Consider the following 21,850-nt stretch of genomic DNA (forward strand, 5'->3'; position numbering starts at 1 on the left):
GCAGTACTAATATCACGCTAGTTGTTCGCATTCCACAAAGCCGCTCAGGTATTGAAAACGCATAACAATAATATGTTCCAAACTTAAATACAAGCCATGGAAGAGAGGATATTGAGTCAAGCCAAAATTTGGGGATTTATATGCAAACTTGACAAGCAAGGAAAATATCAAATTCTCCCCCAAATACCTACAGAACGATGGAAATTGCAACTAGCTGAGGAGGAAAGGTGGTTACTTTTCGTTGGTGATATCCCTCAGGTTTTTTGTCGTCCTTCCGATGTTTTAGCGTTTTTAGAGCGTCACCGAAATACAAAAACTTTTACACCGCCAAACTCTTTGGGTAAATAATTCCAAAGAAAGATTATATCAATATTTTAGTTAAGTTAAGGTTAAGACGAATGAGAACTTCATATATTAATAGAGGTAATCTACTATGGCACCAAAAATTGTTGATTTTGTTGAAGATGCTGGTGCTCCTGGTGTAATTGCAGGTGTTGGAGCGGTTATTTTGGCACCTGTACTGTTACCAGTATTTGCTGGAATTGGAAGACCGATCGCCAAGTCGGTTGTTAAAGGAGGTATTGTGTTTTACGAAAAGAGTAGGGGTGCTTTGGCAGGAGTTGGCGAAACCTGGGAGGATTTGGTAGCGGAAGTCAAGGCAGAACTTGCTGAATCAAATTCCACGGTAACAATGGACTCTACAGAAGAAACTCGCAATCAATCTGTGTCGGCGTCTACTCCTAAAGAAGAAACTTGCAATCAATCTGCGCCGACGTGCTAGTAACAGCACTAGTTAGGATTTGTCGTGCAAGCAAACAGTAGTCGGATTTGTTGGGGTTAGTATCCGCGCCCTTGAGTAATATGTACCAAGGGCGCAGATGTAATATTTACTGCATTGCGAACACTGTTCCATCACACACCCCAATGCTCTCATCTACTATATGTACTGTTTCTTAACGTCAACGGATAAGTTAATTCAAAAATTAATTTAAAAATCAAAGAAATCAAAATACTTTAATACAGTAAATTTACGTAATTGCAAAGCAACAATTTGCGCTAATCTGGAGGAATGAAATACGAAACTGCTCGCAAATTTCTAATTGATCAAACACTCATTATTGAGGAAAATACAGATACCCTCCTGAGGCGAATGCAGCAGGGCAAACCGCCTGTTCCCGGACAGATCACCTCAACATTACTGGCGTTGAAAGTAGTATTTGAAGGTCTCAAAGAAGCCACTACTATTGATCGAGAATTGGCTTACGCTTTGTATCAACTCACAATCAAAACTCAAATGTTATTTGCAGGAGGACGCAAAGCAGGGGTTGACTGGCCGCCCCTGCTCAAAGAAGATTTATTAAGAATAGCGATCGCAACTGAAAGTATTTTTTCTGGTCACTGGCAAAATTTACATTAAGTTGGTTAGTAGATAGTCGATAGTAACTACTAACCACTATCCCTTACCTAGTTCGCAGTTCTGCTTCCAACTTTTTAAGATCGGACTTGAGCAAAACAGTCATTTGCCCAGTGAAAGCTTTACCAGTTCTAGGTTGGGCAACTTCCATCCAGTAGGCATAGCGATCGCCTAAACGCAATTCTCCCCGCAAAGCTTCGCGAATAGGAGTTTTAGCAAAACGGGCTGAGTTAACTACACCCTGGCTCGGATATTCGTACACTACCTGAGCGTTTTTAAAGTCTTCATAGATATCTAAGCCATAAATTACCCGTAAAGATTCCTGCAAGCGCTCAAAATTCATGCCGTTAATCGCATCATAAATGGCTAGACGCTCGTTGCGGATCTGGCTGCGATTTCTAATAAACCCGACTTTGCCAGGAGGTAATACTGAGGCTTGAAAAGTAAACCTTTGGGCAGCAGTGTCGCTCTTTTGTACAAAAAATTGCTCGTTATGATGGGGGCGTAACGTTGGATGTGCTTTAATCCAAGCACCGACTTGTTCTGTACCTTGCCCTGGTAATGCTTGAGCTTGATTTGCAAACAAAGTATCCAAATACATCCAAGGCAGGAGAGAAAAAGGCAAAATTAAAAGGTTCAGTAGAGGTTTTCTTAGCATTTTCGCTTGTTTTCAAAGGGTAATCTTAGTTTTCCCTCACAACCCCTACTGCCTTACTAGTAATATTACGGAATCATTGCTACTTTAATTACTTTGCGCGATCGCATTTCCAAGAACACTGTCTCCAAATCTTTCAAAGGACACTGCTTACTAATCAATAACTCAAACGGAATCTTTCGACTAGCGATTAGTGCCAGCGCTGCTCTGACAAATTCAGGAGTATTATGAAATACTCCCTTAAGCGTCAATTCGCTGTAGTGTAATTGTTCTGTATTCACGGTAATTGTCGTATCTCGCGGGCAACCGCCGAATAAGTTAACAGTAGCACCAGGACGAGCGCAAGCAATCGCTGTTTCCCAAACACTAGGTACACCTGTTGCTTCAATTACCACATCAGCCCCCCAACCATCTGTGAATTCTTTCACCACGGTGGGTATATCAGGCAGTTGACGGTAATTAAAAGTTTGTGCAGCACCGAGTTTTTGACCAATTTCTAACCTTTGGTCATTACCGCCAAATAAAAATACTTCTACTGAGCAATCATAAGCTAACTTAGCTACAAACATCAGCCCGATCGCTCCATCTCCCAAAACTACTACCCGATCGCCAGCTTTGACATGAGAACGCGCCACTCCATGCAACACGCAAGCCAAAGGTTCAGTCATTGCTGCCAATTCATCGGGTAAATCGTCGGGAATCGGCAATAAATTATGTTCTACTATTGGCGCGGGGATTTTCAAATATTCAGCAAAAGTGCCGTTATTCCAAGTTAAATCCGGACATAGAGAATATTCTTGATGTTGACAAAAAAAGCAATTCATGCATGGGGCAGAATTATTAGCAACCACGCGATCGCCCACTTGCCAACCTTTGACTCCCTTGCCTACAGCTACAATACGTCCAGCAGCCTCATGACCAAAAAGAGTGGGAGGTTTGAGCATTTTGGCATGACCGCCACGACGCCATACTTTTAAATCTGTACCACAAGTTGTAGCCGCTCCTACCTGAATCACTATTTCTCCCTTGTCAGGAGTAGGATCGGCGACATTTTCTAGACGTAAATCTTCTTGACCGTAAAGTAAGGCTGCTAACACAGCTTGTGACCTATTAATAAGCTCCACCTGATTTTATCAGGGGGCTATACCGTTAAGCGTTTAATTTTCTCATGTTGGCAGAGATCCCCCCAACCCCCCTTGCTAAGGGGAGCAAAACGCGGTTAATTTTCCCCCATTTTAAGGGGAGCCACTGCGTTGCGAAGAGAAGCGCCGTGCGGGGGTTTCCCCCGTTGTAGCAAGTGGCGTGGACTAAGGGGGATCTGACCTGAACTGAACAGTATTGAGATATAAGCGCGATCGCTTATTAAAAAAGAACCCAGAAGTCAGAAGATTTACTAACTCTGGATTCTTTACTTCAGTTCTTAAGAACCTTAAGCCTTGGCAGATGGCTGGAAAAGAACTCCTGTGTTTCTTCCTTCAATCGCAGTCGATAAGCTAGTGACGGTTAACAGTGGTACTTCTTGCCTACAATCCTGACAAAACCAGTAAACCTCACCATGACGGACATGACGCAAGAGGCAACCACCGCAACAAGGACAAGCGTTGCTTCTCATGCTCATATTTATGTCCTCCTTTCCAAAATTTGTGATTAGGATGCACTAAAAAATTGTTTAAAATTGGATTTTTGCAGAAAGAATTCGCCCATTTAAATCAACACGGTCTTTGATAATTTTTTCGTAAACCGCTTCGTACCCATTAACCATTTGGGTAACGCTAAACTTATTTTCTACATATTTTCGGCAACTATAACGACTTAATTCCAAAGCTTTAGGAATCATTGTCGCCATTTCATCATAGGACTGGCAGACAAAGCCTGTCACGCCTTGACTAACCACCTCCGGAACAGAACCTAAATTAATGGCGATGACTGGTGTACCAGTTGCCATCGATTCAATCATTACCAAACCAAAAGGCTCTTGCCAGGTTATGGGGAACAGGGTGATTGCAGCATTGCCGAGCAGTTCAGTTTTCTCAGCATGATTGATTTCTCCGAGATATTGAATTTGCTGACCATCTATTTGGGGGGCAATTTCTCGCTCAAAAAATTTATAATCAACTACATCCACCTTTCCAGCCATTTTCAAGCGCCAACCTGTTTGCTTTGCAATAGCGATCGCATATTGCGGGCCTTTTTCTGGTGAAAACCGTCCTAAAAATGCCAAATATGGTGGTTCTTGAGATTGAGCTACAAAAGGATAATCATCTGTATTAATCCCGTTATAGACTGTGCCAACGTAGTTAAGATTAATTTGTCTCTGCGCGTTACTGATGCTGACGTATGATTGTTGATTGTGGTGGCTGTATACGTTACGATTATCCTCTGTGAAACTACCATGCAGAGTATGCACTGTAGGTGTTGGCACTAAACTCGCCAGAGGTAAAGCCGAAATCCCTACATGAGAATGTATCAGATCGAATTCCGCCGCCCGATGATAAACTTGACTAAGTTCAAGCATTTCGTACGCCGTGTATTCTTTGACATTAGGGTCTAAACGCAGCGCACGTGGATAAACTGCTTCTAATCTAGCCAGAGTTTGAGAATCTCCAGACGCAAACAAAGTGACCTCATGACCGCGACGAACCAATTCATCAGTCAAGTGACTCACTACTAGTTCAATTCCTCCATAGGTTGGAGGTGGAACTCGTTCCCATAAGGGGGCTACTTGAGCGATTTTCATAAATTGTTTAGGTTCAGGAAGTAATACAGTCCTCAAGAAGCGGACTTACAATATAGTCTGGTCGAGTATTTGTACTCATCCATCTAAATTTTACATTAACCGAATTGACACTTGAAAGTGCAATTTTGGGTAACCGAACCTGGTAATAGCCCCGCAGCCATTCCATGACCATCAACATTGCCGTCAAGCAACTACGATCTAAGGTTACTATCTAAGGCATCCTACTTGCATCTATCTTGGGGATCATAGAAAATGATAGGTTTTGTAATGAAAAATACGAAACTATGCCACGGGATCAAAGGGGGCAAGGAGACATGGGGCAGGGGGACAAGGAGAGTAATAAACTAACTACTGTACGGGCGGGTTTTAATAACAATCTCTCTAGGATGACGAAATATCTAAATAAACCCGCCCCTACCAATGACTAATGACTAATGACTAATAACCAATGAAAATTGCTACTTGGAATGTCAACTCAATTCGCATTCGCTTGCAACAGGTTGTTGATTGGTTAATTCAAAATCCAGTTGATGTATTGTGTATGCAAGAAATCAAAGTTATAGACGAAAATTTTCCGCGATCGCCTTTTGAAGAACTAGGTTATCATCTTTATTTATCTGGTCAAAAATCATACAATGGTGTTGCCATTCTTAGTTTGCAACCTCTAGAAGATGTCAGTATTGGTTTTAGCTCAACGTTGACAGAATTACCGCCTGAATGGAACGAACAAAAACGGGTAATTACAGGCATCATTAATGGCATCAGAATTCTTAATCTTTATGTACCCAATGGTGCAGCTGTGGGAAGTGAGAAATATGAGTACAAGCTGCTTTGGTTAAAACTGCTGCGAGAGTACTTGCAATCTCTCCTATCATCCACACCTAATATTTGTATGTGTGGTGACTTTAACATTGCCCTAGAAGCTAAAGATATTCACGAAAAAGTAAATACTGAGAATCACATTATGGCATCCGAACCAGAGCGCCAAGCTTTACGCGATGTTCTCGCGCTGGGATTTGGTGATGCCTTTCGCAAATTTACAACTGAAGGTGGACACTATAGTTGGTGGGATTATCGCGCCGCATCATTTCGTCGTAACTTAGGATGGCGAATAGATCATCATTACCTTACACCAAACTTGTATGAGCGTGCAAAAAGTTGCACCATTGATATTACTCCCAGAAAATTAACTCAACCTAGCGATCATGTACCAGTAATTGTGGAACTTGAAACTGAGTAAAGTACTTCCAAGCTAAAAGTTGTAGCGATCGCCGTGCAACGGCACAATCTGTGGGTAGACACATAGACGGCTTCAAGGTAGAGTAGTGGCTTCTGTAGACAGGCTTTGCCCGGCTTCTCGTAGGGTAAGTAGCCGCTATGGCGTCAATGGAATTCTTTGTACTTCTTTCTACTGATACCAATTTAAAACATGATTAAGGGCAAATGGATTCACCCAACCCTGACACAGAAAGAGATTTCCAATTCCATTTTCCAAAATCCAAAATCCAAAATCGTATTAGCTACTTTGTGGTTAAACTACTTGCCAGATTTTGATTGTTTGATCGGAACTACCACTGACAAGAAACTTACCATCTGGGCTAACAGCAATAGTATTAACTGTGCCTGCATGCCCAGTAAGAGTTTGTAGCAATTCCCCTGACTGCAAACACCAAATCTTAATCGCATTATCTGCACTGCCACTAAAGAGAGTATGCCCATCTGGACTAATAGTAACCGATTTCACTTCATCTGAATGTCCAGTGAAAGTATGCAACATTCTTCCACTATCGAGATCCCAAATCTTGATTGTGTTATCAGCACTACCGCTAAAGAGGATACTGCCATGAGGATGAATCGCAACCGAGTGTACTTCACCTGTATGCCCGTTGAGGGTGCGTAGTGGTTCTCCAGTACGTGGGTTCCACAGTCGAATTTTACTATCACTACTGCCACTAGCTAGGATTGAGCCATCAGCATTGATCGCAGCAGCATGAACTGAGGAAGCATGCCAAAGGGTACAAATGCGATCGCCTTTGTGCAAATTCCAAATTTTGATTTTATTGCTGCCACTAGCAAGAATTAGTCCATCTGGGCTGATCGTTACGAAGTTTACTGGCTTTTGATGTCCCAATAAAGTGTGCAGTAATTTACCAGTGGCGAGGTGCCAGACTTTGACATTACTTTTTGGGTGTTGACAGCTACCTATGGCGAGAAAATTCCCATCTGGGCTGATTGCAACTGATGAAACTTCTCCTAAATTGTCATTTAAGGTACGAATCGATTTACCTGTGTTGAGATCCCATAGCTTAATTGTTTTGTCTGCACTACCACTGACTAAAATTAGCCCAGATGGGCTAATTGCTAAAGATGTTATTTTGCCTATATGTCCATTCAGAGTATGGCTAAGATAAGCATAGTTTTCTTGGCGTTTACTTTTGAGGTTGGCGATCGTATACAAGATTTCCTCAACTTGGGTAATACTCTGACTATCGCCAATTACCGCAAAATATTCTCTCAATTTTTGGAAATATTCCGTGTCTTCTATCCTGGCTGCTGATCGCATACTCTGGAGCGGGTTATTTACTTGCATTGCTCCTATTTGTCGCAGTTGCAGCCATGCTTTGATTGAATATTCTATTTGTTGATGAGCCAAAGAGCGATCGCTGAGGTGAGAGAAACTGTGAGCTAACTGCAATGCCAGATCCGGAATCCAATCACGACGTTCTCTTTCTAGAGCTTGATAGACTTGTTGATATCCTTGGGCGATCGCTTGTAGTGATTGCAAATCAACTGGACTATTAATTAAACTCGGTAATAACTCAGGTAAAAGTGGAGGCACATCATGATGAACCAAGTGATAAACATCTGCTACCCAGCCAGCAACTAAACAGTGACAAGTAATTAAAACTTGGCAAAGCTGTTCAAAGTCCTGATGATTAACTTGGTATTGCAAAGATAACTTACTAATGTCAATTCCCTTAGCTTGCCATTTTTCCTCCTTTTCCAATAATGCTAAATTAACAGCATTATCTCTACCGAGATAGTTAATTTCCTCTAAATTTTCTCCCAACGCAATCAATTCATCTCTGATTTTTCTCCATTCTAAGGCACGGTTTTTTGCTGACTGCTTAATTATTTCTTTATAAGGTATACGAGAAATCGTTTTGTAGTAATAATGTTCTTGTTCAATTCCCCAGTAACCAATCCGGAAATTTAAATAATCTCCATCTGCTTCTGACTCTAAAATCAAAACAGGCTCTGTTTTCAAAATACCAAACAGAGCCTTAATACTTGATTCGCTGTGAAAACGCTTACTCTCCCAGGCTCCTGCCAAAAACTCTGTCGGTCTAACTATATCTTGTAAAGAGTAATGCTTGCCAAGAAAATCTCTTAATCCCTCAGCTAACTTTAGCTCAAGATTGGTAGAAATTTCTTCTGGGCGAGTATCAAAATTGTCAAATTTTACTTTAGGAGGAGCAAGAAAAATTTTTAGCGGTTTGCGTTCCTGTTTGCTAACAGAATTTAGAATTTGTGAAGGGTATAAACGCAAAGGCCAGCTCTCAAAAATCTTCTGAATTTCTGGTAGTTTGAGGGCTGTTTCTTGTTCTTGAGTTGCTATCTGTAATTGTGTTTGGCGGTAGAAAACTGCTAACTGTTGTTGCTCTTTGTGCTGATTTTTTTCTGCTTCAAATCCCTCTAGTAGACTCAGTCTTTGACTAGCACTGTTTACGGTATGAATGATTTCTTGAATGTGTCTCGGATACTCATCTTTATTTGTTTCTTGACGTACTTCATTACTTTTTTGTACTAAACTTGCAATCACAGGTGCAAATTCTAGTACTAATTGAAGTAGTAACCTTAAGCCTTGCTCCATACAGAGTTGCCTGTTAAATAAATAACCTGACTATCGTTCAGTGTTTTTAATGTCATAGCTCAACTCAATTAGGCATTAATGCCATTCAATAAAACTCCTACATATGCCGATCCTACTACTTGATCGGAACTGATGGCTCGTTTGCTCACAAAAATAGGAATAAATAACCAGAAAAAGCGTAATTTATTACTGTGAAAAATAGCTAGAATTTTGTCAAAACCCTATTAAAATTCAAAAAATTTTCAAATAAGCAAAATCGGTATTTAGCAGTTTATTTTCTCCTCAAACAAAGAAATTATTGACAGCAAGTAAGCGATCGCCTGGCTATAGGATGACGGGATATAGCTTCCTGTATCACTTAAACATAGTCAATATCCTACACCTAATCAAATCAGATTACTCTTCAAACCTTGTATAATATTTGATGCCTTTGAATGAGCTGAGATGATTCTATATTTAGCCCAATATATACTATTTTAGCTAGAAAGCAGGAGGGGGAGATACACCCCATTTAATTTCTTTAAATGGTTTTTTTTGAGCTTTTTTGCTATTTATCCCAATATTTCGCCTGTTTAATTGTTGCCAATATTTCCCTAATCCCTCGCCCCTAATCTCTACTAAATAATTTAGAATCTGATTCCTAATTGTCCGTTGACACCGCGAACAGAGTTATAACCAACACCTAAGAAAAGGTTATCACTAGCGCCTACTTGAACCCCACCAGATAGGGCAACACCTTTATCTTGGGAATAGTAACCTAATCCTACATAAGGTGAAAATACTGGCAAGCTCAAGAATTTTAGCACATCTACACCAGTAGCGCTATCAGGGCCTACTCCGAACTCAGCACCCCAATCAAAAGCCCTTGCACCAACAGAATAGGTAACATCACCATCTTTGCCACCGACCGAAACCCAAGGTTGTGGTACTAATTGAGCATGAGTGCGCTGCGGAGTAAATAAAACTAACAAACCCAGTGATGTCAGTAGTGTTTTAGTAATAAATCTTGTTTTCATGTTCTTCTCCTATGAGTCCATTGCCAATGGTGACGGATTTGACTGTATCTGGGTGCCAGGTATAGGCGATCGCCTTAGGAATATCAATATTCACAAAAACGGATACGAAATTGTGTTTTTTCTAATATCTTTTGAACATTCACCAAATTGATGACAGCAAAGTTCTAGCAGAAATTATGGATTACTTAGCAGAACTCAAAAGTTACCTAGATGAGCAAGGACGGGTGAAAGAATGGCCCTCTAAACGAAATCGGGGCAAGTTCCAAAAGCTAGTTTTGGAGTACCTGGCAACAAAATTTGAGCCTGGAGCAACCTATACAGAAAAACAAGTCAATGCACTACTGAATCGATATCACACCTTTAATGATCCTGCCCTGTTGCGACGAGAATTATTTGAGAGTAAACTAATTAATAGAATGCGGGATGGTTCTGCTTACTGGTGCAATCCTCTTCAAAATTGACGCGACCAAGCACCAGGCCAACGTTCTACTACTACTTTAGTTTGAGTAAAAAATTCTACTGCATGGTTACCTTGTCCGTGCAAGTCACCAAAAAAGCTCTCTTTCCAACCGCTAAAAGGAAAAAACGCCATTGGCGCGGCAACACCAATGTTGATACCAATATTACCAGCCTCAGCTTCATAGCGAAATTTACGCGCAGCCGCACCACTGCTGGTAAATAAACAAGCCATATTACCGTATTGACCGCTATTCACTAATGAAATTGCCTGATCTATGGTATCTACATGCAGCAAACTTAAGACAGGCCCAAAAATTTCTATGCGAGCAAGTTCACTACCGGGATCAACATCTTGCAAAATTGTTGGTTTAATAAAATTCCCTGCTTCATAACCGAGAATATTTGGATATCGTCCGTCTACTAACAAGATTGCCCCTTCATTTGCTCCTTTTCTAATTAATCCTTCAATTCTCACCTTGCTTTGAGCATTAATAACTGGCCCCATTTCTACATTAGGATCTAAGCCATTACCAACTACCCGTTTTTTAGCGGTTTCGGCGATCGCCTCTGTAAATGTGCGCTGTGCTTCCCCAACTGTGACAGCAACGGAAGCAGCCAAACAACGCTGCCCAGCACAACCAAAAGCACTATCAGCAGCAATCCGGGTAGTCATTTCCATGTCTGCATCTGGTAAGACAATAATTGGATTTTTCGCCCCGCCTTGGCATTGCACGCGCTTTCCATTTGCAGCTGCCCGACTGTAAATATATTTAGCGACGGGTGTAGAACCAACAAAACTGATTGCCCGAATTTGAGGATGATCTAAAATTGCATCAACAGCTGCTTTTGCCCCATTCACTAAATTCACTACACCTTTTGGTAATCCAGTTTTTTCTAATAACTGAAAGATTTTCTGCATCGTTAACGGCACTTTTTCCGATGGTTTAACGATGTATGTGTTGCCACAGGCAAGAGCATAGGGCATAAACCAAAACGGAATCATCCCTGGAAAGTTGAAAGGAGCAATAACTGCACATACTCCCAACGGTTGCCGAATCATGATTTCATCAATCCCCCTAGCAATATCTTCTAAATTCGTTCCCTGCATCATCATCGGGATACTACAGGCGATTTCCACATTTTCAATCGCCCGGCGCATCTCACCTTTCGACTCTGCTAAAGTCTTACCGCATTCTTGAGTAATGATCCGGGACAAGTCCTCAAAATATTCTTCTAATAGATTTTTAAGTTTGAATAAATACTGCACACGTTCTGTAGGTGGCGTGCGACGCCATGTCAAAAAAGCTTCTGCTGCGGCTTCTACTGCTTGATTTACCTCAGATGCAGGCGAGAGGGGAACTTTAGCTAATAATTCTGTCGTTGCTGGGTTAGTTATGTCTAGAAATTCTGTAGCTATAGATGCACACCACTGACCGTTGATGTAATTGGGTAATGTAATAATTGGTTCCATTAGCTGAAATATTAAATTCGCAGAACAAAAATTCGGGAATATGAATATCTTAGTCGTTCACAATTTTCCATGCGTGTTGGGGATAGTCAGGCTTGCTTTATTCTTAAAATAATTAATTAACAACTTGCCTGAAACCAGCGATGCCAAAGAAAATCCGAGAACTAAAACAAATGTTGCGTCAAGCTGGTTGTACAGAACTTCCAGACAAAGGAAGTCATACTAACTGGATACATTCTTTATATACTGAAAAACTCACAATTTCTGGTAAGGATAGTGCAAACGCTAAACGTTATCAGGAAAAAGAAGTCCAGCAAGCTATTCTAGAAGTAGAGGAGAAACACCGAAGATGAATAAATTTAAATATCAGATGGTGATTCAATGGTCTGATCAAGATAACTGCTTCTTAGTGGGATTCCCTGATTTTCCTGGACAACGTTGGCGTACTCATGGCGATACCTACAAGTCAGCAGTACTACAAAATGGTATTGAAGCATTAGAGTCCTTGATTATGGCATACGAAGTGACAGGTGAATCGCTTCCAGAACCAAGTATTTACAAAGCCGCATAGTTTGGTGGCAGACATAAGAAGGTGGGTATAGAAAATCCGTTTATAGAAGAGGATATTACCGTTGATCCACAGCAAGTTTCTAAACAGCATATAATATTACTACTTTGTTTTTATCGTTATCTCATCATCAGAACCGTATGGAATATTTGTGCATTGTGTTTTTATTATTAATTCGTACAAAACATCTGCACCTTTACTAATACTTTCTTTTAACACTCCAATACCAGCCGTTGATTTCCTCCTTGTGTTTTTGCTGGGGAATAGAGTACTTGCCAATTCGACGACAAACCATCCAAAGCTGCACAAGCTACTACGTAAGCCTCAGTATAAAAAGTATTAAAGGGATTATAATCCTTGGGTGGCATCTGTATGTTATCTGCTTCAATGCCTATTCTTCCACTAATCAAATTCTCACACAGTAAAGCTCTAGAGTAATAAAATTTTTTAAAACGTTCAGCAAAATCTCTAGTATCATCTGTTTCCATAAATACTTTTGGTAACATGATTAATACATAATGTAGCACATAAAGGGAGTAAATCTTTTGCCTGATTACCTTGTCATGTAAGAGAGGAAAATATTAATTTAGCAGTTTAATCTAAAGTATCTCGTAGGAGGCGATCGCTCATGTTCAAGTTAAAAATTCTCCGCGAAGATGCTAACTACTCGTTTCGTTCATTCTTTGAGTTACCCAATGACACAGATGAAGTATTAGCAGAATTCGGTTATGCTTTTGCTCGCACTCGCCTGCAACTCCCTAGAACCAGTCGTCAACTAGAACGCCTAACGGAACTACGACAGCAACTTGAAGAAACTATCCCTTATGTCAGTCTAAGCAGTGAAGCCGCAAAACGAGAAATTCTGATTGCGCCAGTTTTAAGTAGGGTAGCTGTTATCTGCAAGCGGGTACTACGAATTGAGTATCCCTTGAAGATAAATAACTTACTCCAAGGCAACCTGGATTATCTTATTCAATCCGAACACAGCCTAATTGTCGTAGAAGCAAAACGAGATGACTTAACGCGGGGGTTTACGCAGTTGGCAGTGGAAATGATTGCGCTGTCTATGTTGGAGAACGCACCCAATACAATATATGGAACAGTGACGATGGGAGATGTATGGGTTTTTGGCACGCTAGAAACAGCTTCTCGTACAGTGACGCGGGATATTACTTCTTATACTTTGCCAGATGATTTAGAAGAAATAGTCAAAATTTTTGTTGGGATTTTGGAGTAGAAGTGTGTAACTAGTAAGTTTTGGTAATTGGTAACCAGAGTTAATACAATTAAAGAAAACCTTTTAAAATTATTAGAGCTTAAGTATAATCGCCCATGATAACTGCCAGACGCCATTACCATATCACCACCTTCGGTTGCCAAATGAACAAAGCTGACTCAGAGCGCATGGCTGGCGTTTTAGAAGATATGGGCTTTGAATGGTCAGAAGATCCAAATAACGCAGATATAATTCTTTACAATACTTGTACCATCCGAGATAATGCAGAGCAAAAAGTATATTCTTATCTCGGTAGACAAGCAAAGCGCAAGCACGAAAAACCTGATTTAACGCTGATTATTGCTGGCTGTGTTGCCCAACAGGAAGGGGAAGCTCTGTTGCGACGAGTGCCGGAGTTAGACTTAGTTATGGGGCCACAACACGCCAACCGTCTGAAAGATTTATTACAACAAGTTTTTGACGGCAACCAAGTTGTAGCAACTGAGCCAATTCATATTATGGAAGATATCACCAAGCCGCGACGGGATACGACCGTTACTGCTTGGGTAAATGTGATTTACGGCTGTAACGAACGCTGCACTTATTGTGTCGTTCCGAATGTGCGTGGTGTTGAACAATCCCGAACACCGGAGGCAATTCGTGCTGAAATTGAAGAACTGGGGCGGCAAGGTTACAAAGAAGTTACGCTCTTGGGACAAAATATAGATGCTTACGGACGAGATTTACCGGGTGTAACCCCAGAAGGACGACACAAGAATACTTTTACCGATTTACTTTACTATGTTCATGATGTGCCAGGAATTGAGCGCCTCAGATTTGCGACTAGTCATCCTCGTTATTTTACAGAGCGTCTGATTCGGGCTTGTGCGGAATTACCTAAAGTATGCGAGCACTTCCACATTCCTTTTCAATCTGGGGATAACGAAGTGTTGAAACGGATGGCAAGAGGTTATACTCACGAGAAATATCGCCGGATTATTGACACAATTCGTGAGTATATGCCAGATGCGGCAATTAGTGCTGATGCGATTGTGGGTTTTCCCACAGAGACAGAAGCACAGTTTGAAAATACGCTCAAACTCGTAGAAGATATTGGTTTCGATCAATTGAATACCGCAGCCTATTCCCCACGTCCGGGAACACCCGCCGCCCTATGGGATGAGCAAATTAGTGAAGAAGTCAAAAGCGATCGCCTGCAAAGATTGAATCATCTGGTAGCCATCAAAGCTGCCGAGCGATCGCAGCGTTATCTAGGACGTATCGAAGAAGTTCTTGTAGAAGATCAAAATCCTAAAGATAAAACTCAGGTAATGGGACGCACGCGCACCAATCGCCTCACTTTCTTTACGGGTGACATCACAAAGCTTAAAGGTAAGTTAGTAAAAGTTCAAGTTACTGAAGTTCGTGCCTTTAGCTTGACAGGTGAACCACTAGAAATAAAAACACCGATGCCAGTGTAGTTTTTTTAATTACTTAATTAAAGCAGGATAATGATGGGATTCTGTAGTAAAATCTACAGAAGCCTATATGCTACTTCTAGCATCTTCTAATTCGTTTAATACTATTTATAGAAAAGTTATTTAGAGTCTTTGCTAAGATATCTAGGTTCTAAGTAAAGAACTAGTCTAACAAATAAAAATGCAAAGATTTCTTATTTTGTCCTGCCTAAAGTAATCAAAAAGCAACAATATTAAGCGTAGTAAATCTTGTGGCGATCGCTTACTATCAGTGCAGGATTTACTTCACTTGCCCTACTTATACTGCTGTCTCGAAAATTGAGTGAAATCTTTCTTAAAATTGCTTGAACAAAGACGCATAAACACAAGCACATTAAAGCACTGAAGTAAGTTTTACAGAAGTTTTACAATCTTTTATAAAAGGATTCTACATAACAAACTAGCAAATGACAAGCATTTTGTTGCAGTAGAAATGTAAAATTTACTTCAACTCATATAAATTTATTATGAAATTTATTATTCATTGCTCAAGAAGTATATATGACTCATGATAATATAATTTCCAGATAAAAATCTTATCTTTGTAATAAAGGAGTTAAGATTCTTATCTTTACATACATAGAAACCTGCTTATTTGCTCAACACTATAGAACCTAAATTATGCCAACTATTTCTGTTGTAATGACTGTCTATAATGGTGAGAAAACTATTGTAGAAACAATATCATCAGTTATCAAGCAAACTTTTAGCGATTTTGAAATTATTGTTATTAACAACGGCTCTACCGATAGAACATTAGAAGCACTACATAGTATTGAAGACGAGCGCATTAAAGTTTTCTCCTATGACCATGTAGACTTACCTACATCTCTCAATCGTTGTTTCTTTCATGCAACAGGAGAATTTATTGCTTTTCTAGACGCAGACGATTTATGGACAAGCGATAAACTAGAGCTACAATTGCAAGCCTTACAAAAAAATTCAAAAGCAGGCATTGCTTATAGTTGGACTAGTTTTATAGATGAACAAGGAAAATTGTTAGGTAAAGGTGAGCCTGTATATTTTAAAGGCAATGTATTGACTAATTTATTAGTAGGTAATTTTATAGCTAGTGGCTCTAATGCTTTGATTCGCAGACAAGCTATTGAATCGGGGGAATATTTCGACCCTGCATGTGGAAGTTGTACTGATTGGGATTATTGGCTTAGGATTGCATCTAAATGGGAATTTGTAGTAGTTCCTAAATACCAAGTTTTTTATCGTCAATCTTCACATTCCACATCGTCAAAAATTGAGCAGATGGAAAAGGCTTGTTTTTTTGTCGTTGACAAAACCTTTAAGACTCTTCCATCAGAATTTCAACACCTCAAGAATCGAAGTTTAGCTACAGTATATCAATATTGCACACGCAAATATTTGCAGAACTATAGCTATAATGTTGATAATTTGATTCAAGCTCGTAAAAAGTTGTGGTTAGCAATCAAATTGCATCCACCAATTTTACTACAAGAAAATGCTCAACGTCTGATTGTGGGCATTATTAAAAGGTGGTTAGTCATAGAACTATTAAAAACAAAGTTTTTAGCTAGCCGAGCATCTTGAAATTGAGGTAGATTAAATAGCTTTAGATGCATTAATTAGACCCTCGACTTTAATGGTCAAAAAATAAGTTGATTTGATTCACTTGTTTAAAAATTTGTAGTTGTTATGGATACAGCAGATTTCAACTTCGTGAGGTACAGAAATACCCCACCCGCGAAGACAGCGCACCCTCACGACAGGTGACGCCAGGTGCTACCCTGCGGGAAGCCGCCCGCAGGGCGTCTACAACGCGCTTAACCCGCAAGGGCGCACTGGCTCCTTTATGCCGGGGAACCCGTCCACCCTCCGGGTACCCGGAGGGAACGCCAAGGGCGTACAGCAATCCCCCAATCCTTACGGGAAGCCCTACCCTTCGGGAACGTCCTCGACGAACAGGTTCGGGGGTTCGCAATCGTGACGGGAACCGCCAAGACTGCGCCCGCTCACCGCTTTGCGTCTACGCCGGGAACCGCCTTTGGTGGTGGGCTGCTTCACCGCACTGGCTCCCCTTGCCAAGGGGAGGGTTAGGGAGGGGTGTACCTCATGTACTTGCAAAACGCTGTATTTACTTGTATTTTGCTTATTTACCAAAATTGCGAAATACAAGTAAAATTACTAAATTTTTTCATATTATATTTAATACTTAATTTAGTAGTTACTTCAAAACTCTCTAAATTAATAATTAAGTAGTTATTATTTTAAAAGTAAAGCTACTATCATAAATACTAATGATTTATAAGTTTATTATTAAAAACGCTTTAGTATACTTACAGCAAATGTTTTACGGATAAAAACTATCTAAAAGCTTAAAATCTATAAACAGCCCTCAAAAGTCACAAATAATAATTGAGAAACCAAAATTATTCACAATTGTGACTATTAATTAATAGATAGTAGATAGTGGAGGTAGTGACAATTCTTCATCAATCTACTACCTATTACTCCACAAAATTGATTTTAATAATTCGCGGTTGTTCAAATCCCCAACTTTTTTAAAAAGTTGGGGAGCTATAATCTCGCATAAATTGCGTGGCGAACTACTAATCTTTGTACAGGTGGGTTTATAAGATTAGAAGTAAAGATATCAGCAAAACCCAAATGCCAGTTGCAATCCATTAGAAAATCTGCAAAGACGCACTGGCTCTCCTAGTAACACTAACTAGACACCGCTAGTTGTTGTTTCTCTAGAAGCTAATTGTTGTTTTTCTGGCAGTTGAGTATATTCAGAAACAATTTGGCGGAATTTCTCCCCTTCAATTGTCTCTTGTTCTACCAACAAGTCAACAAGCCGATCTACCAGCGATCTATTTTCACGGATGATGCGACGAGCTTCCTGGTAGCATTCAACAGCAAGCTCCCGCACCTGTCTGTCAATTTTAGTTGCCATTTCTTCGGAATACTCATTGCGACTCACCCAGTCTCTGCCTAGAAACACATCATTATTTTGAGTTTCTAAAGCCACTAAACCTAACTCAGACATTCCATACATTGTTACCATCTTTCGGGCTAGGTTAGTTACCATTTTTAAATCGTTACTAGCTCCACCTGTAACTTCAGCTTCTCCAAATACCTCAGTTTCTGAGGCTTTTCCTCCTAAAGTCATGGTGATATTGTCTTTGAGCCAAGCACGAGTGTAAAGACCGCTATCAATCATTTCTTCATTTAGAATTTGTTGGGAGAAACCACCAACACCACCAGAACGAGGAATAATTGTCACCTTATTTAACGGATCTGCCTGTGGTAAAAGTGTAGCCAACAGAGCATGCCCTACCTCATGATAAGCAATCAAACGCTTTTTCTTACTATCTAACAGTGGATTGAGAGTAAACCCAATTGTGAGGCGATCAATCGCATCATCAATTTCTATCTGGGTAATGGCTTCTTTACGTCTGCGTGCTGTCAGAATTGCCGCTTCGTTAAGCAGGTTAGCTAAATCTGCTCCTGTAAAGCCTGGTGTACGACGAGCAACAACTTCTAGAGAAACTGCTGGATCAATTCTTTTGTTTCGGGAATGGACTTTTAAAATTTCCAAACGTCCTTTGCGATCGGGTGCATCAACAATCACTTGCCGATCAAATCGCCCAGGGCGCAATAAAGCTGTATCTAAGACATCCGGGCGGTTGGTGGCAGCAATAATGATGATGCCTGTGTTGCCTTCAAAACCATCCATCTCAGTCAGCAGTTGATTGAGGGTTTGCTCCCTCTCATCGTTACCACCACCAATTCCCGCACCCCTTTGTCTTCCTACGGCATCAATTTCATCTATAAATATTAAACAAGGAGCATTTTCTTTTGCTTTCTTAAATAGATCGCGCACACGAGAAGCACCCACACCTACAAACATTTCCACAAATTCTGAACCGGAAATGCTGAAGAAAGGTACACCAGCTTCACCAGCAATGGCTTTTGCTAAAAGAGTCTTACCTGTTCCGGGAGGACCTACTAATAGTACTCCTTTAGGAATACGTGCGCCGACAGCAGTAAATTTTTCTGGTTGTTTGAGGAAGGTAACAACTTCTTGTAGTTCTTCTTTGGCTTCTTCAATACCCGCTACATCGCTAAATGTGATTCCGGTTTTTGCCTCCATTTGAAAGCGAGCTTTGGATTTACCAAAATTCATTGCTTGACTGGAAGCATTGGTAGAACGCCGTAGAAATAACAACATCAAAGCAATCAGTGGCAAAATCCACATGAGGTTGATCAAAAGACCAACCGCAGCCCTACTATTAGCAGTAGAAACTTCCTCAAACTGAACCTCTCTATTTGCTTTCAGTGTGGAAATTAATTCTGGGTTTTGCTCTAGAAGCTTTACCTGTAGAGGTTGTGCATCGGGTTGTTGTCCTTTGAGGTACACTCTTGCGATCTGTTCGCTTTCGTCTAGTTCTACTCTTTTAACTTCTCCCCGATCAATTTTCTGAAACAACTCGCCATAAGTAAGGGAGTCACGCTCTGCTTTTTGTGCCAAGGCAGGAGTACCGCCAACAAATCCTGGCAACATCATCAAACCGGCTGCCAGCGCCCCTGTCAAAGCTATGCGCTTCGTTGGTTGCTGTTTCATAGGTGTCTTTTTCTCAAAACTTTTCATAAACAATTACCTTTTGTCGGCTGCCATAAGTTGAGCGCTGGTTTTTATGGCTTTTATCTAGAAAGAGCTGAAATTACTTTTTCTCACTCTAGTGTAACTTCCACAAAATCTCATTCCCAATTTTGCATCACCGCACTCCTGGATCTTCTTAGCGATACCTTGAAGAGTGACAAAAAATTAATATAATATAAATATACATAGTCATAATGAATTCGACTTGCAAAAATCCTCCTTAAGAGAGTGCAAACACCTATAAAAGCTAACTACTAGTTTGTTGATGTTAATTTAGTTATGGTCAAAATTGTTGGTATTGGTGGTAGTTTAAGAGCCGGCTCCCATAGCCAGATGGCTTTACGTCTAGCAGCGCAACGCACAGAAGCCTTAGGCGCAGAAGTAGAAATTCTCGATTTGCGAGAAATGCAGTTACCGTTTTGTACTGGAGGAGGAGAGTATCCAGATTACCCAGATGTGCAACGGTTACAAGATGCTGTTAGCAGCGCTGATGGGTTAATTTTGGCGACACCAGAGTATCACGGTAGCGTGAGTGGCGTCCTCAAAAACGCCTTAGATTTAATGAGTTTCGATCAGTTGTCTGACAAGGTTGTTGGGTTGATTAGCGTCTTGGGTGGACAATCTAACAGCAACGCCTTAAATGACTTGCGAGTCATTATGCGCTGGGTACACGCTTGGGTAATTCCCGAACAAATAGCTGTTGGGCAGGCATGGAACGCTTTTAACTCAGAAGGTAAGCTCTTAGATGAGAAGCTTTCTCAAAGATTTGACCAATTTGCCCAGAGTTTAGTTGATAATACCCGCAAGTTGCGAGGCGTGAATTAGGGGATAGGGAAGAGGACAAGGGGACAAGGAGTTGAGGGAGGTGAGGAAGTAATAAGAGTAAATTCTTCCCCATCTTCCCTATCTCCCTCATATGTTCCTCTCCATCTGCCCTTGTCTCACACTCTCCCACTCTTCTTAATGATGGTGATGATGATGGTTGTTCGCTAACTGCGATTTAACAACTGTGCCTTGTTCTGTAAATAACTCTTCAATGTGAGAATTTGCCCATTGGGCTGCCATAGCTAAAAACTCAGGGCGATCATTAACACAAGGCATTTGTACGTAGTTAACGCTCTTATGCTTTTTCTCTAATGCATGAATAATATGGTGTACATCCAATAGAGTTTCGTGGTTTTCTGTCGCAAAACCGATGGGCATAAACACCACAACTTTTGCACCCAGTTGAATAAGGTTTTTCGCCGCTTGTTCGGCACTTGGTTGCGTCCATTCAATTAGGGGTGTGTCGTGGTTCAACCAACCCACAGAAATTAAAGGATAACGGTTGATTAATTTATCGCGTACCAAGTCGTATAGCGCCTGACTCTCAGTAATCCCAGAGGTGAATCCTTTGGCTTTATGGGGACAACCGTGATTCATCAAAACAATACCTATTTCTGCTGGTAGGTAAGCTGTGGCTAAGTCCCTGGTTATTTTCTCTTCAACAAGATGAACCATCAAATCGATGTAGGCTGGTTCATTGTAAAAAGAAGGAATATAACGTAGCCCTTTTACCCAGTGTTCGTTACCATCAGCCAATTCTGATAAAGCTTTGTTAACTTGCTCGATCGCGATACCACTAGTGAAAATAGAATCAACTACTAGTAATGGGTAAATCAGAAGTTTATCAAAACCTTGGTTTTTAATTTCTGCTAGGACTTGTGCAGGAAGGAAAGGGGCGCAGAAGTTAAATGCTTTGAATACCTGAACGCAATCGCCCCATCTTTGTTGCAAATTCTTTTCAATACCTTCTCGTTGCTTTTCAAATATAGCGTTATGGGGAGAAATAAAATCATTGTGTTGGTGTCCCCATTCATGGCGATCAAATAAAGCCAAAATTCTTGCCAAGGGGGGATAAATCCAAGTAGGTACTGGTGCGAATTTAGCTGTTAGTAGATTTAAAGCCTGTTCGTTATAATTAGCGAAATCTTCATAGCTTTCGACTTCGCCATAGCCCATCAACAGTACGGCTACCCGTTGTTGACTTGGTAAATGCTCGTGGGTATGTTCTAGTTTTTCCGGCGTGGCAACCACAATCTATTCCTCAATGTAATTAGAAGAGGTTGTTTTTCTTACTACTTAATTACTATCCTATCCCCCCGGAGAGGATAATTACACTTAAAAGAACAAAGCTTAAAATTCATACCTGGAATGGGGGATGAGGACGCGGGAAGGTGGGGACAGAAAGAAGCAAGGGTACAGGGTGCAAGGGGGAGAAACACTAACTACTGTACGGGAGGCAGCG

Annotated in this window: 22 protein-coding genes; 12 read left to right on the forward strand and 10 right to left on the reverse strand. The window is 40.7% G+C overall.

Features of this window, described 5'->3' with window-relative positions; genetic code table 11:
* The first annotated feature begins 96 nt into the window (after positions 1-96).
* The 3 genes from QUB80_RS30400 (at position 97) to QUB80_RS30410 (ending at position 1,417) form a co-directional block, all read left to right on the forward strand.
* Positions 97-348: a hypothetical protein gene (locus QUB80_RS30400; protein WP_289793192.1), complete on the forward strand. Its 252-nt coding sequence runs from the start codon at positions 97-99 to the stop codon at positions 346-348.
* An 85-nt stretch (positions 349-433) separates the two neighbouring features.
* Positions 434-781, forward strand: a complete 348-nt coding sequence (locus tag QUB80_RS30405) for a DUF5132 domain-containing protein (protein ID WP_289793193.1) — start codon at positions 434-436, stop codon at positions 779-781.
* A 288-nt stretch (positions 782-1,069) separates the two neighbouring features.
* The gene (locus QUB80_RS30410) at positions 1,070-1,417 is read left to right on the forward strand and encodes a Dethiobiotin synthetase (protein ID WP_289793194.1); all 348 of its coding nucleotides are present in this window, start codon (positions 1,070-1,072) and stop codon (positions 1,415-1,417) included.
* Between the two features lie 43 nt (positions 1,418-1,460).
* Here QUB80_RS30410 and QUB80_RS30415 read toward each other — a convergent pair whose 3' ends face one another.
* The 4 genes from QUB80_RS30415 to QUB80_RS30430 all read right to left on the reverse strand — a co-directional run bounded on the left by QUB80_RS30415 (position 1,461) and on the right by QUB80_RS30430 (position 4,806).
* The gene (locus tag QUB80_RS30415; protein ID WP_289793195.1) at positions 1,461-2,072 is read right to left on the reverse strand and encodes a hypothetical protein; all 612 of its coding nucleotides are present in this window, start codon (positions 2,070-2,072) and stop codon (positions 1,461-1,463) included.
* A gap of 65 nt (positions 2,073-2,137) precedes the next feature.
* Positions 2,138-3,166 (reverse strand): zinc-dependent alcohol dehydrogenase, encoded by a 1,029-nt coding sequence (locus tag QUB80_RS30420; protein ID WP_289793196.1) that lies wholly within the window; start codon positions 3,164-3,166, stop codon positions 2,138-2,140.
* Positions 3,167-3,498: 332 nt separating this feature from the next.
* Positions 3,499-3,687: a hypothetical protein gene (locus tag QUB80_RS30425; RefSeq protein ID WP_289793197.1), complete on the reverse strand. Its 189-nt coding sequence runs from the start codon at positions 3,685-3,687 to the stop codon at positions 3,499-3,501.
* 51 nt (positions 3,688-3,738) lie between these two features.
* Positions 3,739-4,806, reverse strand: a complete 1,068-nt coding sequence (locus QUB80_RS30430) for a glycosyltransferase family 4 protein (RefSeq protein ID WP_289793198.1) — start codon at positions 4,804-4,806, stop codon at positions 3,739-3,741.
* A gap of 448 nt (positions 4,807-5,254) precedes the next feature.
* Between QUB80_RS30430 and xth the strand changes: the two genes are divergently transcribed.
* The gene (xth, locus tag QUB80_RS30435; RefSeq protein WP_289793199.1) at positions 5,255-6,046 is read left to right on the forward strand and encodes an exodeoxyribonuclease III; all 792 of its coding nucleotides are present in this window, start codon (positions 5,255-5,257) and stop codon (positions 6,044-6,046) included.
* A 291-nt stretch (positions 6,047-6,337) separates the two neighbouring features.
* Here the strand turns inward: xth and QUB80_RS30440 are convergent, their stop codons facing one another.
* Together QUB80_RS30440 and QUB80_RS30445 are read right to left on the reverse strand one after the other, a co-directional pair.
* Positions 6,338-8,680, reverse strand: coding sequence for a WD40 repeat domain-containing protein (locus QUB80_RS30440; protein ID WP_289793200.1), 2,343 nt, complete (start codon positions 8,678-8,680; stop codon positions 6,338-6,340).
* Between the two features lie 626 nt (positions 8,681-9,306).
* The gene (locus QUB80_RS30445; protein WP_289793201.1) at positions 9,307-9,696 is read right to left on the reverse strand and encodes a hypothetical protein; all 390 of its coding nucleotides are present in this window, start codon (positions 9,694-9,696) and stop codon (positions 9,307-9,309) included.
* 131 nt (positions 9,697-9,827) lie between these two features.
* On the opposite strand from QUB80_RS30445, the gene QUB80_RS30450 reads away from it, so the two are divergent.
* Positions 9,828-10,157 carry a DUF2087 domain-containing protein gene (locus QUB80_RS30450; RefSeq protein WP_289793202.1) on the forward strand — a complete coding sequence of 110 codons (330 nt, stop codon included), beginning with the start codon at positions 9,828-9,830 and terminating at the stop codon, positions 10,155-10,157.
* Here QUB80_RS30450 and QUB80_RS30455 read toward each other — a convergent pair.
* On the reverse strand, positions 10,148-11,626 hold the full coding sequence (locus QUB80_RS30455) for a CoA-acylating methylmalonate-semialdehyde dehydrogenase (protein WP_289793203.1): 1,479 nt from the start codon (positions 11,624-11,626) through the stop codon (positions 10,148-10,150). The genes QUB80_RS30450 and QUB80_RS30455 overlap by 10 nt on opposite strands.
* A 140-nt stretch (positions 11,627-11,766) precedes the next feature.
* Here QUB80_RS30455 and QUB80_RS30460 point away from each other — a divergent pair, with 140 nt between their 5' ends.
* Both QUB80_RS30460 and QUB80_RS30465 read left to right on the forward strand, forming a co-directional pair.
* The gene (locus QUB80_RS30460) at positions 11,767-11,976 is read left to right on the forward strand and encodes a type II toxin-antitoxin system HicA family toxin (protein ID WP_289793204.1); all 210 of its coding nucleotides are present in this window, start codon (positions 11,767-11,769) and stop codon (positions 11,974-11,976) included.
* Positions 11,973-12,194 (forward strand): type II toxin-antitoxin system HicB family antitoxin, encoded by a 222-nt coding sequence (locus QUB80_RS30465; RefSeq protein ID WP_289793205.1) that lies wholly within the window; start codon positions 11,973-11,975, stop codon positions 12,192-12,194. The genes QUB80_RS30460 and QUB80_RS30465 overlap by 4 nt, the downstream gene beginning before the upstream one ends.
* Before the next feature lie 209 nt (positions 12,195-12,403).
* Here the strand turns inward: QUB80_RS30465 and QUB80_RS30470 are convergent, their stop codons facing one another.
* Entirely contained in the window at positions 12,404-12,697 is a 294-nt protein-coding gene (locus QUB80_RS30470) for a hypothetical protein (RefSeq protein ID WP_289793206.1), read from the reverse strand.
* 122 nt (positions 12,698-12,819) lie between these two features.
* Here QUB80_RS30470 and QUB80_RS30475 point away from each other — a divergent pair, with 122 nt between their 5' ends.
* The 4 genes from QUB80_RS30475 (at position 12,820) to QUB80_RS30490 (ending at position 17,113) form a co-directional block, all read left to right on the forward strand.
* Positions 12,820-13,428, forward strand: a complete 609-nt coding sequence (locus QUB80_RS30475) for a hypothetical protein (RefSeq protein WP_289793207.1) — start codon at positions 12,820-12,822, stop codon at positions 13,426-13,428.
* 95 nt (positions 13,429-13,523) lie between these two features.
* Positions 13,524-14,888: a tRNA (N6-isopentenyl adenosine(37)-C2)-methylthiotransferase MiaB gene (gene miaB / locus QUB80_RS30480; protein WP_289793208.1), complete on the forward strand. Its 1,365-nt coding sequence runs from the start codon at positions 13,524-13,526 to the stop codon at positions 14,886-14,888.
* A gap of 657 nt (positions 14,889-15,545) precedes the next feature.
* Positions 15,546-16,487: a glycosyltransferase family 2 protein gene (locus tag QUB80_RS30485; protein ID WP_289793209.1), complete on the forward strand. Its 942-nt coding sequence runs from the start codon at positions 15,546-15,548 to the stop codon at positions 16,485-16,487.
* A 179-nt stretch (positions 16,488-16,666) separates the two neighbouring features.
* On the forward strand, positions 16,667-17,113 hold the full coding sequence (locus QUB80_RS30490; protein WP_289793210.1) for a hypothetical protein: 447 nt from the start codon (positions 16,667-16,669) through the stop codon (positions 17,111-17,113).
* Between the two features lie 512 nt (positions 17,114-17,625).
* Here the strand turns inward: QUB80_RS30490 and ftsH are convergent.
* Positions 17,626-19,551: an ATP-dependent zinc metalloprotease FtsH gene (ftsH, locus tag QUB80_RS30495; protein ID WP_289793211.1), complete on the reverse strand. Its 1,926-nt coding sequence runs from the start codon at positions 19,549-19,551 to the stop codon at positions 17,626-17,628.
* 291 nt (positions 19,552-19,842) lie between these two features.
* On the opposite strand from ftsH, the gene QUB80_RS30500 reads away from it, so the two are divergent.
* Positions 19,843-20,388, forward strand: a complete 546-nt coding sequence (locus QUB80_RS30500) for an NADPH-dependent FMN reductase (protein ID WP_289793212.1) — start codon at positions 19,843-19,845, stop codon at positions 20,386-20,388.
* A gap of 135 nt (positions 20,389-20,523) precedes the next feature.
* On the opposite strand, the gene QUB80_RS30505 is transcribed toward QUB80_RS30500, so the two are convergent.
* A complete protein-coding gene (locus tag QUB80_RS30505) occupies positions 20,524-21,639 on the reverse strand; it encodes a ferrochelatase (RefSeq protein WP_289793213.1) in 1,116 nt (371 codons plus the stop codon).
* Positions 21,640-21,850 lie beyond the last annotated feature (211 nt).

This window comes from Chlorogloeopsis sp. ULAP01 (assembly GCF_030381805.1).
Lineage (GTDB): Bacteria > Cyanobacteriota > Cyanobacteriia > Cyanobacteriales > Nostocaceae > Chlorogloeopsis.

Bases quoted from the DNA above. Each gene is read 5' to 3' on its own strand.
- miaB (WP_289793208.1), top strand. From the start codon at position 13,524: ATGATAACTGCCAGACGCCATTACCATATCACCACCTTCGGTTGCCAA.
- QUB80_RS30470 (WP_289793206.1), bottom strand. From the start codon at position 12,697: ATGTTACCAAAAGTATTTATGGAAACAGATGATACTAGAGATTTTGCT.
- QUB80_RS30475 (WP_289793207.1), top strand. From the start codon at position 12,820: ATGTTCAAGTTAAAAATTCTCCGCGAAGATGCTAACTACTCGTTTCGT.
- QUB80_RS30500 (WP_289793212.1), top strand. From the start codon at position 19,843: ATGGTCAAAATTGTTGGTATTGGTGGTAGTTTAAGAGCCGGCTCCCAT.
- QUB80_RS30415 (WP_289793195.1), bottom strand. From the start codon at position 2,072: ATGCTAAGAAAACCTCTACTGAACCTTTTAATTTTGCCTTTTTCTCTC.
- QUB80_RS30445 (WP_289793201.1), bottom strand. From the start codon at position 9,696: ATGAAAACAAGATTTATTACTAAAACACTACTGACATCACTGGGTTTG.
- QUB80_RS30425 (WP_289793197.1), bottom strand. From the start codon at position 3,687: ATGAGCATGAGAAGCAACGCTTGTCCTTGTTGCGGTGGTTGCCTCTTG.
- QUB80_RS30400 (WP_289793192.1), top strand. From the start codon at position 97: ATGGAAGAGAGGATATTGAGTCAAGCCAAAATTTGGGGATTTATATGC.
- QUB80_RS30460 (WP_289793204.1), top strand. From the start codon at position 11,767: ATGCCAAAGAAAATCCGAGAACTAAAACAAATGTTGCGTCAAGCTGGT.
- QUB80_RS30430 (WP_289793198.1), bottom strand. From the start codon at position 4,806: ATGAAAATCGCTCAAGTAGCCCCCTTATGGGAACGAGTTCCACCTCCA.
- QUB80_RS30410 (WP_289793194.1), top strand. From the start codon at position 1,070: ATGAAATACGAAACTGCTCGCAAATTTCTAATTGATCAAACACTCATT.
- ftsH (WP_289793211.1), bottom strand. From the start codon at position 19,551: ATGAAAAGTTTTGAGAAAAAGACACCTATGAAACAGCAACCAACGAAG.
- QUB80_RS30405 (WP_289793193.1), top strand. From the start codon at position 434: ATGGCACCAAAAATTGTTGATTTTGTTGAAGATGCTGGTGCTCCTGGT.
- QUB80_RS30440 (WP_289793200.1), bottom strand. From the start codon at position 8,680: ATGGAGCAAGGCTTAAGGTTACTACTTCAATTAGTACTAGAATTTGCA.
- xth (WP_289793199.1), top strand. From the start codon at position 5,255: ATGAAAATTGCTACTTGGAATGTCAACTCAATTCGCATTCGCTTGCAA.
- QUB80_RS30485 (WP_289793209.1), top strand. From the start codon at position 15,546: ATGCCAACTATTTCTGTTGTAATGACTGTCTATAATGGTGAGAAAACT.
- QUB80_RS30455 (WP_289793203.1), bottom strand. From the start codon at position 11,626: ATGGAACCAATTATTACATTACCCAATTACATCAACGGTCAGTGGTGT.
- QUB80_RS30465 (WP_289793205.1), top strand. From the start codon at position 11,973: ATGAATAAATTTAAATATCAGATGGTGATTCAATGGTCTGATCAAGAT.